The 14,837-nt window shown below is 39.4% G+C and carries 11 protein-coding genes and 2 pseudogenes; 5 read left to right on the top strand and 8 right to left on the bottom strand.

From position 1 onward, the window contains the following. The first annotated feature begins 79 nt into the window (after window positions 1-79). From lptF to B9T27_RS11910, 4 genes are all read left to right on the top strand, one after another. The gene (lptF, locus tag B9T27_RS11925; protein ID WP_086207032.1) at window positions 80-1,180 is read left to right on the top strand and encodes an LPS export ABC transporter permease LptF; all 1,101 of its coding nucleotides are present in this window, start codon (window positions 80-82) and stop codon (window positions 1,178-1,180) included. Continuing rightward, complete coding sequence (lptG, locus tag B9T27_RS11920; RefSeq protein ID WP_086207031.1) at window positions 1,180-2,250, top strand: LPS export ABC transporter permease LptG; 1,071 nt, start codon at window positions 1,180-1,182, stop codon at window positions 2,248-2,250. Before lptF ends, lptG begins: the two co-directional genes overlap by 1 nt. Before the next feature lie 118 nt (window positions 2,251-2,368). After that, window positions 2,369-3,916, top strand: coding sequence for a 2,3-bisphosphoglycerate-independent phosphoglycerate mutase (gene gpmI / locus B9T27_RS11915; protein WP_086207030.1), 1,548 nt, complete (start codon window positions 2,369-2,371; stop codon window positions 3,914-3,916). A 26-nt stretch (window positions 3,917-3,942) separates the two neighbouring features. Further along, window positions 3,943-5,124, top strand: a complete 1,182-nt coding sequence (locus B9T27_RS11910) for a S41 family peptidase (protein WP_086207029.1) — start codon at window positions 3,943-3,945, stop codon at window positions 5,122-5,124. Between the two features lie 51 nt (window positions 5,125-5,175). Here the strand turns inward: B9T27_RS11910 and B9T27_RS15225 are convergent. The 4 genes and pseudogenes from B9T27_RS15225 to B9T27_RS11895 all read right to left on the bottom strand — a co-directional run. Continuing rightward, window positions 5,176-5,349, bottom strand: a pseudogene (locus B9T27_RS15225) (helix-turn-helix domain-containing protein); the annotation flags it as partial. Between the two features lie 78 nt (window positions 5,350-5,427). Next, window positions 5,428-6,588, bottom strand: a pseudogene (locus B9T27_RS11905) (sigma-54-dependent transcriptional regulator); the annotation flags it as partial. A 21-nt stretch (window positions 6,589-6,609) separates the two neighbouring features. Further along, window positions 6,610-8,178: a sensor histidine kinase gene (locus B9T27_RS11900; protein ID WP_086207027.1), complete on the bottom strand. Its 1,569-nt coding sequence runs from the start codon at window positions 8,176-8,178 to the stop codon at window positions 6,610-6,612. Between the two features lie 30 nt (window positions 8,179-8,208). Beyond that, on the bottom strand, window positions 8,209-8,844 hold the full coding sequence (locus B9T27_RS11895; protein ID WP_086207026.1) for a response regulator: 636 nt from the start codon (window positions 8,842-8,844) through the stop codon (window positions 8,209-8,211). Between the two features lie 232 nt (window positions 8,845-9,076). Between B9T27_RS11895 and B9T27_RS11890 the strand changes: the two genes are divergently transcribed. Then, a complete protein-coding gene (locus tag B9T27_RS11890) occupies window positions 9,077-10,132 on the top strand; it encodes a D-alanyl-D-alanine endopeptidase (protein WP_086207025.1) in 1,056 nt (351 codons plus the stop codon). Between the two features lie 56 nt (window positions 10,133-10,188). Here B9T27_RS11890 and thrC read toward each other — a convergent pair whose 3' ends face one another. The 4 genes from thrC to xerD all read right to left on the bottom strand — a co-directional run bounded on the left by thrC (window position 10,189) and on the right by xerD (window position 14,672). After that, complete coding sequence (gene thrC, locus B9T27_RS11885; RefSeq protein WP_086207024.1) at window positions 10,189-11,328, bottom strand: threonine synthase; 1,140 nt, start codon at window positions 11,326-11,328, stop codon at window positions 10,189-10,191. Between the two features lie 50 nt (window positions 11,329-11,378). Beyond that, window positions 11,379-12,683, bottom strand: coding sequence for a homoserine dehydrogenase (locus tag B9T27_RS11880; RefSeq protein ID WP_086207023.1), 1,305 nt, complete (start codon window positions 12,681-12,683; stop codon window positions 11,379-11,381). A gap of 125 nt (window positions 12,684-12,808) precedes the next feature. Then, the gene (locus B9T27_RS11875) at window positions 12,809-13,624 is read right to left on the bottom strand and encodes a DsbC family protein (RefSeq protein ID WP_086207022.1); all 816 of its coding nucleotides are present in this window, start codon (window positions 13,622-13,624) and stop codon (window positions 12,809-12,811) included. A 130-nt stretch (window positions 13,625-13,754) separates the two neighbouring features. Further along, a complete protein-coding gene (xerD, locus tag B9T27_RS11870) occupies window positions 13,755-14,672 on the bottom strand; it encodes a site-specific tyrosine recombinase XerD (RefSeq protein WP_086207021.1) in 918 nt (305 codons plus the stop codon). Window positions 14,673-14,837: the final 165 nt, after the last annotated feature.

The raw sequence follows: 14,837 nt of genomic DNA, 5'->3' as shown, positions 1-14,837 counted from the left end.
AGAATTTCAATATGGTTTTATATTTTTAATATTCGAGTAAACTACTCTTGTTTACTTCACCCAATTTTGGAAGCTTACTTTGATTATAAGACGTTACCTTGTTAAACAAGTGGTGTCGACCTCTCTGGTTGTGATTACGATCCTTACACTGATCATGATGGGTGGGCGTTTGATCAAATATTTTGGGGTTGCTGCACAAGGCCGTTTAGATGTCAGTATTTTGTTTAGCATTATTGGCTATCGATTACCTGAATTTTTAACTTTGATTCTTCCACTGGGCTTTTTTATTGGGTTAATGTTGGTTTTTGGTCGCCTCTACGTCGATCATGAAATGGCAATTTTTAACAGTAGCGGTATTAGTAAGCATCGAATTGCACGTTTATTGATCCCTGTAGCGATTGTCTATTTAATTCTACAAATGGCATTGATGATGTGGATTTCACCATGGGGATTACGTCAGTATTATCAACTGACTTCGACTCAAGCGATTCGTACAGGCTTTGATTTAGTCCGACCAAAAGAGTTTATCTCATCAGGTGCTTATACGATTTATGCAGGATCTTTATCAGATGATCGTAAGAATTTAAAAGATATCTTTTTTTATCAGCGTGCTGCAACAGCAGACAAGCCCGATGCAATGATTTTGGCCAAAGAAGCCACACGGGTTGAAGTTGCCAATGATACTGCTAGTGTAGTCGATCTCATACAGGGTCGACGCTATGAAATTTTTCCAGGCACAGCAAAGTACACACAAATTGAATTTCAATCGTATCGGCTCCGTTTAGAAAGTGACAAAGAAGCTAAATTTGAAAGCACCGAAGTAGAGGCTTTACCATTTTTAAATGTATGGCAAACCCGTGAGGACCCAGTCGTCGCCAGTGAGTTGGGTTGGCGAATTTTTGTACCATTTACTATTTTTGTGGCATTAGCATTGGCTGTCGCACTTTCAGAAGTGACGCCACGACAGGGCCGTTATTTAAAACTATTCCCAGCATTGATGATTTTTGCCAGTTTAATTGTGGCTTTAATGGCGATTAAAACTCGGGTTAGTAAAGAGGAAATGGGGATTTGGGCTTATCCTGCCGTGTTAATTTTTTATCTGATTGCCGCGGCACTTTTTTCTAGAAAACAAAAACTAGCACCAAAAATTAAGAACCAGATTAAGCGGGTGAGATCATAATGTTAGCACGTAAAATTTTAGCCAAACATGTGACTCAAACCACTGCGCTTGCGATGTGCGGTGCCATGTTAGTTTTGGCAGTGTTACAGGTTTTATTTACTTATTTAGGTGAGTTAGGCTCATTAAAGCAAGGCTATGGAGCATGGCAAGCATTTAAATTTGTCATGCTTGGAGCGCCATATTATTTAAATCTTATCTTGCCAATTGCGGCACTGATTGGTGCTGTACTGGGTTTAGGTGCTTTAGCTTCAAATAGTGAATTGATTGTGATGCGTTCAGCTGGCGTCAGTTTATGGCGGATTGTCAGTTGGGTGATGCGACCAGCTTTACTTCTGGTCGTTTTTTCCTTTGCTTTAACTGAGTGGGTGATTCCCTATACCACTGAACAGGCAAAAAGTGTCAAAAGCAATCATAGTATTGCGGCGTTAGGCGAAGTCAAAGGGTACTGGACACGCGAAGGTCAGCGTTTTATTTATATTAATTATGCCAATTCACAAGGCAATTTAAAGCAAGTTCAAGTCATCGATTTTGATTCTGATTATCGTCTTAAATCATTATTAAATGCCGAACAAGGCCAATTTATTCAAGATGGGCAGTGGAAATTGACAGATACCACTCAAATGAATGTTTTGGCTCAAGGGAATGCTGAATTAGTGCAAAGCCCGCAACAAAATTTAGCTTTGGCCTTAAAACCTAAATATGTCCATATGGTGACGATTGATCCTGAAGATTTAGCACCAAGTCAACTGGTCGGTTTTATGCGCTATATGAATGAATATAGCCAAGTGCCCAAAACCTATCAATTAGCTTTTTGGCAAAAAGCAGGTTCGCCATTTGCATTATTGGTTTTAGTTTTGGTGGCTTGTTCATTTGTTTTTGGGCCATTACGACAACAATCCATGGGTTTCCGCTTAGTAATCGCTTTATTTGTGGGCTTAGGTTTTTACTATTTGCAAGACTTTTTAGGTTATGCAAGTTTGGTTTATTCACCTTCGCCAGCGTGGTTTGTTTTTGTACCGATTGGACTAATGTTGATTGCTGGTAGTTATTTGCTACATCGAGCGAAATAAACCAAATATAGCGTTGAAATTGACTGGATCACTTGATGTCATCCAGTTGGAATAGAGTCTTACGCAGAAAAGCGGTAAGATATTGCGATGAATTTGTAAACAGAAAAGAGTGTAAATTATGACGGATGCAACTGCTGGCAAAATCCCTCACGTATTGGTGATTATGGATGGTGTGGGTCATCGTGAAGCGGTCAAGGACAATGCCTTTCTTGCAGCAAAAACACCGAATTTAACGGCAATACAACTTAAGCATCCGCATAGTTTAATTTCAGGTTCAGGCGAAGATGTCGGCTTACCTGATGGCCAAATGGGCAATTCAGAAGTAGGGCACATGAATCTTGGTGCAGGTCGTGTGTTGTATCAAGACTTCACTCGAATTACCAAAGATATCCGGACTGGTGCTTTTTTTGAACATGAAGTATTGATTGATGCGGTAGAAAAAGCCAAAGCAGCGAATGGCGCTGTACATATTATGGGTTTGTTGTCTGCAGGTGGTGTACATTCTCATCAAGATCAGATTATTGCGATGTGTGAGCTGGCATTGAAACGTGGAGCAACCGTATATTTACATGCATTCCTCGATGGTCGTGATACGCCACCTCGTAGCGCACAACCTTCTTTAGAAAAATTAGATGCAATCTTTGCGCAATATCCAAATCAAGGTCGCATTGCCACGATGATTGGTCGTTATTTTGCGATGGATCGTGACAATCGTTGGGATCGTGTTGAGCAAGCCTATCGTTTACTCACTGAAGGTGAAGCAGTACGTGTCGTATCTTCTGCTGTTGAAGGCTTGGAACAAGCCTATGCAGCAGCGGAAAATGATGAATTTGTCAAAGCGACACGGATTGGTGAAATCGCTAAAATTCAAGATGGCGACAGTGTTGTATTTATGAATTTTCGCGCAGATCGTGCCCGTGAAATTACTAAAGCCTTTGTTGAAAAAGATTTTGCAGGTTTTGAACGTAAAGTAGTACCAAATTTATCTAAATTTGTGATGTTGACGCGCTATCAAGCCACGATTGATGCTGCCGTGGCGTATATGCCAGATGGATTGAAAAACTCAATTGGTGAATATTTATCAAATTTAGGTAAAACACAATTGCGTATTGCTGAAACTGAAAAATATGCGCATGTGACCTTCTTCTTTAGCGGTGGTCGTGAGGATGAATATTCGGGTGAGAAACGTATTTTAATTCCATCGCCGAATGTTGCAACCTATGATTTAAAGCCAGAAATGAGTGCATATGAAGTCACGGATGAGTTGGTTAAAGCCGTGAATTCAGGTGAATTCGACTTGTTGGTGGTGAACTATGCTAATGGGGATATGGTCGGGCATACAGGGGTGTTTGATGCCGCGGTAAAAGCGGTGGAAGCTGTCGATACCTGCTTAGGACGTTTATATGAAGCAGTGATGGCAAACCACGGGCATATGTTAATCACGGCTGATCATGGTAATGTGGAACAAATGCAAGATTATGTCAGTGGACAAGTACATACACAGCATACTACAGAGCTAGTTCCGTTTATCTATGTGGGGCCGACTTCGGCAACAATTGCTGAAGGTGGCGTGTTGGCTGATGTCGCTCCGACTTTACTTAGTCTAATGCAGTTGCCTATTCCAGAAGATATGCAAGGGCATAATCTGATTACACTTAAAGCATAAAATACGTCTCTCAAATAGGTGAATGAATGGCTCAAACTTGGAAATATATTGCTGTGTTAACAGGGTTGCTTACAAGTGGAGGTCATTCAGTCTGGGCTGCAGAAAAAGCTTCTGCGGCACTCGATTTTGATGAAGTGATCGAAGAACAGCGTATTGCAGAAGTGCCGATTGAAGCGATCCAACAATTTGTGCAGATTTATGGCACAGTTAAAGATAACTATGTTGAAGAAAAGTCGGATGATGTCCTATTTTTACAAGCGATTAAAGGCTTAGTTGGGGGGTTAGATCGTTATTCTCGTTATTTAACGCAAGAAGAATATAAGCAATTATTACAATATACCGAAGGCGATTTAGCCACCGCTGATTTTGATGTGAGCTATGATACTCATGCACATCAATGGCAAATTAAAAATTTGAACGAAAACTCCGATTCTTATCAACTGGGTTTAAAAAATGGTTTTACAATTTTTAAAATTGATAATCAAGAACTGAAGAATTTAAATAAAGAACAAGTCGATGATTTATTACATGGTTCGATTGGTTCAAACTTTCAATTACAGCTCAATTCTAAAAGTCCTGTAATTACTATTGTACGTAATAAAAAATTAGATGTGGCAGATATTGAAGCTGAGTTATTACACAACCAAGTGCTTGTTTTAAAAATAAAAGTATTTCAACAAGACACCGCGAATGAAGTCAAAAGATTATTGGAAGAATATAATTCAAATAAAGTAAAAGCCGTTTTGATTGATTTAAGAAATAATCCTGGAGGATTATTGTCTGCTGCGGTAGAAACTGCTGATTTATTTTTAAGTCAAGGCCGTATTGTTTCGACCCAAAGCCGCTCTGAAGGGGATCAGCAATTTCAGGCTTTACCAGGAGATGACTTTCCAAATTTAAAGCTGGGTATTCTCATTAATGGACGTTCAGCATCTGCAGCTGAGGTTTTTACTGCAGCGATGAAAGATCATAAGCGTGCTTGGATTATGGGGGAGAAAAGCTATGGTAAAGGGGTGGTACAAAAGCTCTTTCCTTTAGCCAATGGCGCGGCCTTACAAATGACTGTATCGCATTATTATACGCCGAATGGATTAATGATTGATGGGCAAGGTATTCGTCCCAATCAGGAATATCCTTGGCCATTAGACATGAAAGAAGAGACTTATCTGAATAATGTTTCAGAGCAATTATTAAGACATAAAGAATAGTCTCACTTTACTTTATGTCTTAAAGCTTCCAGATTAATAAGATCTATGTTCCTAGTCTTCAGTATCTAATCCAAATTTTTTCAAACGATAGCGTAAAGATCTAAAGGTCATACCCAATTTTTTAGCCGCAAGGGTTCTGTTCCAATGGGTTTGATTTAGCGCAGTCAGAAGTACTTCTTTCTCTACTTTTTCTAAGAACTGTTCTAAGCCCTCTTCAGGAATTTTTACAGCTTCTATAGGTTGGATTTGGGGAGGGGGCAGGATGATATCCTTCTCTTCATTCAGTTCTTGATATAAGGTCGGGCGGAGAGAGCTTGGTTGTAAATGTGATGGTGCAATAAATTCTTCATCGCAAAGTGTGATGGCTCGTTCAATCATATTTCGCAGTTCTCTCACATTTCCTGCAAAATATTTTTGCAAGAGAAATGCACTTGCAGCACTGCTCAATTGCTTGGTTGCAATGCCCCATTCGTGACAAATTTGTGCAATAAAATGATGTGCAAGAATGAGAATATCATGGCCACGCTCACGTAATGGTGGCAGTGCGATATCCATCACATGAATACGGAAAAACAGATCCTGTCTAAATTTTCCGTGTTGAACGCGTTCCTCTATATTTTGATGACTGGCACTAATAATTCGGAAATCGACTTCAATTTCTTTTTCACTGCCCAGTGGTCGAATTTTTTTCTCTTGTACAGCGCGGAGTAACTTGGCTTGCATAGATAAAGAGAGTTCTGAAATTTCATCTAAAAATAAACTACCACCATCGGCAGCTAATATTAGCCCTTGTTTATCTTGAGTTGCCCCAGAAAAACAACCTTTAACATGACCAAATAATTCACTTTCCATCAATTCTTCAGAAATTGCACCACAATTAATGGCAATAAAGGCTTGATCACGTCGATTACTAAGTTGGTGAATTAAATTGGCAACAACTTCCTTTCCAGTTCCAGATTCACCGGTAATAAATACTGGTGCTTGAGAGCGTGCAATTTTTTTAATCGATTCTCTGAGCTTTTGAATGGGCTGGGAGTCACCAATCAACATTTTAAATTCAAGTTTGGAAGATGTGGATTCAGAATCTATTTGAGGAACGAGTAATGCTTTGTTTAACAGCTGTTGTAAATGCAGTTGATTAATAGGTTTACTGACAAAATCAAAGGCACCCGCTTTCAGTGATGCAATTGCAATTTCCATATTGCCATAGGCGGTCAGTACGGCTATGGGGGTTTTGGGGTGGTTTTGCGTGACATGCCTGACTAAATCTAAGCCACTGCCATCAGGAAGATTTAAATCGGTAATACACGCATTATATTTATATTCACTAAAAAAATATTTGGCTTGCTCTAGATGATGCGCCATATGTGTTTTTATGCCCATACGGGCTAAACTCATTTGCATAAGCATACATAAATCTTGTTCATCATCAACAAGTAATACTAATGGTTGTTGTGTAGCCATAACCCCAAAAAACCTAAATAATTAACCAATGAGTGGGCACTCAATCCTGAAACATGCCCCTTGTTGTTTTTGCTCTACATAGATCAATTTTGCTTGATTTGCCTCACAAATACTATGTGATAGGTATAATCCTAAACCAGTTCCACTTATTTCGGTACTAAAAAAAGGTTGAAAAAGTTGTGATAAGTCTTGTTTGTTGATGCCATTACCAAAATCGATCACATCAATGTTAATACTTTGTTCAGTTTTAAAGATATTTATTTGAATAAATGCTGCATCTATAGCGTTATGTCTGAGTGCATTACGAACTAAGTTTATCAAGACTTGTCTGAGCTGAAACTCATCAAAATAAATATTAGGGCTGTCAGAAAAACTAAATTTAATCTTTGATTTTACATCGGACAAATCATGTCGGATGAGATCATCAATGAATGTTTTTAAGGCAATTTTTGTCGATATGGTTTTTTTATTTTTTGCCATATCTAGGGTATCTTGAATAATTCGGTCAATGCGCAGAGCTTGCTTGCTAATCATATGATGGAGTAATTTTTTTTGATCAGCATCACTATCGATTGTCAGCTCATTGGCTTGAACAATGGCGGCAAGTGGATTTCGAATTTCATGTGCGATACTGGCTGAAAGCTGTCCTAAAGCAGCTAATTTGAGTTGTTGGACTTTTTGATTGAGTTTTTGAGCATCCTCTAAGACCAATAACGTGAGCGCCTGCTGTGGGACAATTAATTTTTGGACACGAATATCAACGCAATAGGTGGATTGTTGCGATTCAAACTGGAATCGTTCCCCCTCACGGAGTACAGCAGATTGAATACTGTCGAATAAATCGGGTTGAAATGTGGCGAGATGATATTGCTCATGTGTATATAGGGGAGATATTCCTAATAAAGCACAGGCTGCTGGATTACTCACAATAATTTTAAAATTTTCATCTAAGACCAAATAGCCGACTTCAATTTGTTCTAAAATGTAGCGGTTAATATTTTGTAATTTGAACAATTCTAGTGATTGTAAGGTGTTGAGCGATTCTAATACCTGAAAGCGACGAATCGCTACTTGTCCAATGCCATACACCACAAAAAATAAAAAGGCCAATAAAGCACTGTTACCGATATTATTTAAATTGGAATAATCAAAAAAACTGCCAAAAAATTGCTGGTAAACAATAGAGATGACCGAGGCAAGTGTAATCAATAAGGCCTTATTCTTTGTGAGGAGAAAGTTCGCTGCAAAAACGGTGATCACAAAGAGTAAGCTAATGGAAAGGTTGGGGCCGCCCAGTGCAAAGGTTAAAGTGCTTAAAAATGCGACATCAACTAAGAAAATAGCAATAAATTGTCGAGAGATGATATGTGGGTAAAATTTGAGTGCAAGCATTTGCCCAATGCTAAAAATGGCAAAAGTGATTAAGGCATAAAAATAAAGACTCGGGTATTCATAATGTGAAGCTTGATTTTCTAAGGTAATGAGGAAAATCAAGATTAAACATAAAGCAATGGTTAAGCGATAGCCTGCGTAGAGTGTGCCTAAACGGTAAATCGTTTGATAGATTGGAATAGATACCGCAGGCGACATATATGTACTCTTGAAAAATTGAGAAATAATCTACGGTTTGATGAGTCCATAACGAATGGCGAGATGAGTAAGTTTGACATCACTATCTAGATTGAGTTTTTCAAAAATACGATAACGATAAGTATTGACGGTTTTGACACTGACAAAGAGTTTATCTGAAATTTCTTGTGCACTGATACAATTTACGACCATCATCGCAACTTGCATTTCACGTTCAGACAGTGCATCAAAAGGAGAGAGTTGAGTATCTGATAAATACGAACTGGCGAGTTGTTCAGCAATGTCTGCACTGAAATATTTTCCGCCTTGCATCACTTTTTTAATGGCACGAACCATTTCAGAGATCGGTGCACCTTTGGTGATATAACCGCGTGCTCCTGCTTTTAACAGTAAAGATGGATAAGGTTCTTCTGCTAAACCACTGACCGCTAAGACTTTGGTTTCTGGGGCGGTTTGTAATAAACGTCGTGTGGTTTCCACACCGCCAATGCCTGGCATATTGACATCTAATAACACGATATTGGGATGATATTGTCTGACCAAGGTAATGGCTTCTTCGCCAGATTCGGCTTGTCCGATAACGTGTATGTCAATTTGGTCTTCTAACATTCGACAGATACCAGTACGTACTAATTCATGGTCATCTACCACTAGAACCGTGATCACATCAGCCTCCTTGGATATTTTAATAAACAACTTTTTTGTTACATAAAGCAAAAAATACTTGCATTGTTATAACGAAATTAGCAATGCTATCTTTAATGTTCACTAAATATTTGTGCACAATAGCGCGATTCAATATGTGTTGTAATATTAATCACGTTTAGGTGTAAATGTAAGTCATATTTGAGGTAATAAGCAAGATGGCTAAAAACCTCCCTGAGATGAGAAAATTGCCATGAAAAAATCCAAAAAAATGTTGATGCAGGGATTAGGTTTATCTGTACTTCTCGGTTTGAGTTCAACAAGTTTTGCAGATCTGGTGATGAATCCTTCAGGGAATTCCGCTCAAGCTGCGATGAGTTGGTCATCATCTGATGCGAGTCAATTGTTAAATAATGATTCACTCGACGATGATGCTGAGGAAATATCGCCTCAAGGTTCAACAACACTCACCACCACTATTCGTCAGGCTAATAACACGCCTATTACTACAACTGCGAAATCTGTACAAATTTTGGATAGCAGTAGATATGGTAGCCAACCTTCTGTGAATGCACGTGCTGCCTTGGTGATGGATGCGAAGACGGGTGAAGTGCTGTATAGCAAGAATACTAATTTGGCATTACCAATTGCTTCGATTACCAAGCTCATGACGGCGGTAATCACGGCAGATGCACGTTTGAATATGTCAGAAGACATTACCTTACAGCAAATTGATTTTGCTGGTGCTGGCGGTAAAAATTCCAGCTCAACATTAAAAGCGGGCGATACGATGAATCGGGCTGAAATGTTACTGGTGGCGTTAATGAAGTCTGAAAATCCAGCAGCTGCAGCTTTGGCACGTACTTATCCAGGGGGACGTCCAGCATTTATCGCAGCGATGAATGCGAAAGCTCGTCAATTAGGAATGACATCTACGCACTATGTTGAATCAACTGGTTTAGACCCGAATAATATTGCATCTGCACGTGATTTGGGGATTTTGGTGAGTACAGCATCGCAGTATGGTTTAATTCGTCAATTTTCAACCACAGCACATTATGATTTTAATTTAGGCTATCGAGTGTTAAAATCAAATAATACCAATGCCTTAGTACGTAATGGTGGGTGGAATATTAATATTTCTAAAACGGGTTATATTAATGAAGCAGGGCGCTGTGTAGTAATGCATACGACTGTGAATAATCGTCCAGCAGTTTTAGTCTTGCTTGGAGCAAGTACTTCTCAAGCACGTACCAATGATGCAATCAATTTGTTGAATTGGGTCAGTAACTTACCGAAACGTATTTAATTACATTCATTTGAAAAAAACCTGCATGATGCAGGTTTTTTTATTTTCATCAGATTTTACATATTAGAAAGAATGGATTCTTTTACTTGATTCATTGTGGCATCAATCGATAGCATAACTGCATCAGCACATTGCTTAATTGCTGTGTCAGGGTCTTTTAAGCCATTACCTGTTACGGTACATACAATTACTGAGCCTTCAGCAATTTTACCTGCTTTAATGTCACGAATTGCACCACCAATAGACGCGGCAGAAGCAGGTTCAACAAAGACACCTTCGTACATAGACAGTAAGCGTTGAGCTTCTAAGATTTCAGCATCAGTTAATTCATCGAACCAACCATTTGAATCTCGGACTACAGCTTTGGCATGATTAAAGCTTTGTGGATTACCAATACGAATTGCTGTTGCAATAGTTTCAGGATGTTCAACTGGACCACCACGTAAGAATGGAGCTGCACCAGAGGCTTGATAACCGACCATAATTGGACGACCTTCAGGATTTGGGCCTGAAAATTTATCCGTTGCGGCGTCATAAATCACAGCTTCAAATTCTTCAACCGGTTGGTTAGCAACTGCTTCAGTATAACCCATCCAATGCGCTGTAATATTACCAGCATTACCAACAGGTAAGCAGTGGTAATCAGGTGCGCGACCGAGTGCTTCTACAATTTCGTAAGCAATGGTTTTTTGACCTTGTAAACGGTATGGATTGATTGAGTTTACAATGGTAACCGGTGCTTGATCGGCCACTTCTTTCACTAAACGCATACCGTCATCGAAGTTACCACGAATTTGCATAGTGATTGCACCATACATCATCGCTTGTGCCATTTTACCCATAGCAATTTTGCCTTCTGGGATTAACACAAATGCTTTGATGCCTGCACGTGCAGCATATGCCGCCGCAGCTGCAGATGTATTCCCTGTCGAGGCACAGATAATCGCTTTAGAGCCATCTTCAACGGCTTTGGTTACAGCCATGGTCATACCACGGTCTTTAAATGAACCAGTTGGGTTTAAGCCCTCATACTTCACATAAATTTCAACATTTTTACCAATAATACCTGGAATATTATCTAGCTTAATGAGCGGTGTATTACCTTCATTTAAAGAGATAGCACGTGTAGTTTTAGATACTGGTAAGCGGTCACGATAGCGATCAACAAGTCCTGTATAGCGATTTGCAGTAGACATGGTGTGTTCCAATTTAAGTAGAGCTGGTGAGGGCTGAGCCCTCAAACCGATTAGTTATCAAGCAATTCTAAACGAATTCGTACGATTTCGCCATGAATAGCCGGTAAGGCTTGAATTAGAGCAATGGCTTCATTCATTTTTGATTCCACAATTGGATCGGTCAAAATCACAATCGGAATTAAATCTTTTAAGCGTGGTTGCTGCAGAATGGCATCAATACTGATACCAACACGACTTAAGATGGTGGTGACATCGGCAAGTACGCCAGTTTGGTCTTCTGCATTTAAACGTAGATAGTAGCCTGTTGTCATTTCATCACTGCTTAAAATATTTAAGTCAGATAATGCTTCAAACGCAAGTTGTGGAATGGTGCCTGAACCATCTTCGGTATAAATGATATCACGGACAATATCGACCACATCTGCAACTACAGCAGAGGCGGTAGGGCCTGCACCTGCACCTGCGCCATAATACAAAGTTGGCCCCACTGCATTGGCTTGCACCAATACTGCATTTTTTACACCGTTTACATTGGCAATTAACTCTTCTTCAGGAATAAGGGTCGGATGGACACGTAGTTCAATTCCTTGAGTTGTACGGCGAGCAATACCGAGATGCTTAATCCGATAGCCTAACTCTTCTGCATATTTCACATCTTGTGCCGTGATTTTGGTTATGCCTTCGGTATAAACTTTGTCAAATTGTAAAGGAATACCAAATGCACATGAGGCAAGAATCGTGAGTTTGTGTGCAGCATCAATTCCTTCAACATCAAAGGTAGGATCAGCTTCGGCATAGCCTAGTTCCTGAGCTTCTTGCAGTACATCAGCAAAGGCACGACCTTTTTCACTCATCTCAGTCAAAATAAAGTTGCCAGTACCATTAATGATACCTGCTAGCCAATCAATTTTATTAGCAGCCAAACCTTCACGAATTACTTTGATAATAGGAATACCACCTGCTACCGCAGCTTCATATGCAATTTGAACGTGGTGATCATCTGCTGCTTTAAACAATTCATTACCATGTTCAGCAAGCAAGGCTTTATTTGCAGTGACTACTTGTTTGCCGTGCTTAATGGCTTCCATGATGACTTCATAGGCAGGATGAATTCCACCCATTACTTCAACTACAACATCAACATCTGGTTGACGTACAATCTCAAGTAAATCTGCACTTTGTTTCACGCTTGCAGGTAAATTTAAATCAGGACGTGGGCGACGTGTGCCCACATGGGTAATTTCAATTTCACGACCGGTGCGACGTCTAATTTCAGCAGCGTTTTCTTGTAATAGTTTAAGGGCTCCACCGCCTACGGTCCCAAGACCGAGTATTGCCAGACGAACTGGTTTCACGTCACACTCCAATTATGCATATAAATGATATTAAGCTTAGATCATAGCTAAAAAATACGCCAGACTCTAGAGTCTGGCGTATCTTTATATTGTTGTATAAAAAATAGTAAATTAACCAATAAAAATTAGTTATTTAAACGTTGCTCTAGCTCTTCCGCAGTCATGTATGCACCAATATGTTCGCCTGCTTCATTGTAGATCGCTGGTGTGCCATTGACGCCCATATTAAGTCCGAGTTGATATTGGTCACGAACTGGATTTTTGCACGTTGCTGGAGGTAGTTGGACACCTGCAATTGCTTGGTCAAATGCTGTTTGACGATTTGCACTACACCAGACACTTTCCATCGCTGGCATAAATTGTTCGCCACGTGGCCAAGCAATGTAGCGAACTTCAATCCCTTTCGCAGTGATTGCAGGAATTTGCTCATGTAATTTGTGGCAATACGGGCAGCTGGCATCGGTAAAGACATAAATCACATGCTTGGTTTTACCTTGCGCAGGATAAACCAGTAGATCTTCCTTTTTCAGTGAAGAGAGGTGTTTTTTATTTTCAGTGCTTTGTAACTTATCACTAATACTGGTCAGTTTGTTACCACCCAAACGAATTACATCGCCTTGAATTAAAAATTTACCATCACTGGTGGCATAAACTGAATTAGTACCTTCCATACTGACCCAATATAAGTTAGGAACTTCAGTGGGTTTTACATCGGTAATTTTTGCAGTAATTCCCGCAGTTTTAAAATGTTTTTGTAAAGTTTGAATCAATCGTTGTTGAGAGTTACGCTCGGTTAAGTTTGATGCTTCGCCCGTTGCAGGTGCGGTTGCTGTTAATGTGCCATCATCTTTTTTAGCATCTTGAGATTTTGAGCACGCAGACAATACTAACCCACTGCTTAATATACAAGCCATCATCAATTTCGAACGATTCAATAGCATAAACAACTCTTTCTGTTTTTCAGCATTATTTTGAGTGATTAAGAATAGCAAAAAAATAAGCTCAGTTCGTTAAAACTTGATTAAGGGATGTAAATTGGCGACGTAAATACAAAGATTCCTCAATTCTTGTTTAAGCTCGGGGGTGATGTTGCGCATGTAGTTCTTGCATACGGATTTGTGCCACATGCGTATAAATTTGGGTGGTAGATAAATCACTATGACCTAGTAGCATTTGTACTACGCGTAAATCCGCGCCGTGATTCAGCAAATGTGTTGCAAAAGCATGTCTTAATGTATGGGGAGAAAGTTCAGTCTGAACATTGGCTTGTAGAGCATAACGTTTAATCGCATACCAAAAATTCTGTCGACTCATAATCCCACCATGTTGGGTTAAAAATAAATAATCCGTGGATGATTTATATAATTGTGCACGTGCTTCTATTAAATATTTTTCAACCCATTCACAGGCCATTGCACCCAAAGGGACAAGCCGTTCTTTATTGCCTTTACCGACAATACGCAAATAGCCTTGTTTGAGATTAATTAAATCTAGTCGTAAATTTAATAGCTCAGTCACGCGTAATCCGCAAGCATACAGAACCTCCAACATAGCACGATCTCTTAAACCCAAGGCGCTCGTAATATCGGGTGCTTGAATCAGTGCGTCTACATCTTGTTCTGATAAATCTTTAGGTAAAGCACGACCGAGCTTTGGGGTTTTATGTGCGACCACAGGATTATCTAAGCGGATTTTTTGTTCACGTAAAAATTTATAAAATGAGCGTAGCGCAGATAAACTACGCGCAATAGAACGTGGACTTTTGCCTTGTTTGGTGAGTGCAATTAAAACATCAGAAATTTCATCATGTGTCCAGTCTGGTAAGGCAGCAGAACTACATTCACTACATTGAATTAAGTCGGATAAATATGCATTTCGGGTATGCGGACTGACCGTGTGTGCAATTAAATAATCTCTGAAACTTTGTAAAAAGCTTAAATTGTCAGGAATAGTGACAGCTGTAGGAGTACGAGGTTTTTTATTCAGCATGGATGATTTTGACTTCGGCAGCACAATTCAAGAATGTAACATTGAAATGTAGATTAAAAAACTCTAAACCTAAATGCGGGTAGCTAAATGAGAATTGTAATAGACCTTACTTGGTAACTATTCTCATTTATATGTATAATAAATTTAGTTTTGAAATTATTTTAG

Source organism: Acinetobacter sp. ANC 4648, assembly GCF_002135345.1.
In the GTDB taxonomy this organism is placed as follows: domain Bacteria; phylum Pseudomonadota; class Gammaproteobacteria; order Pseudomonadales; family Moraxellaceae; genus Acinetobacter.
This window is presented reverse-complemented; position numbering and strand designations above follow the sequence as displayed.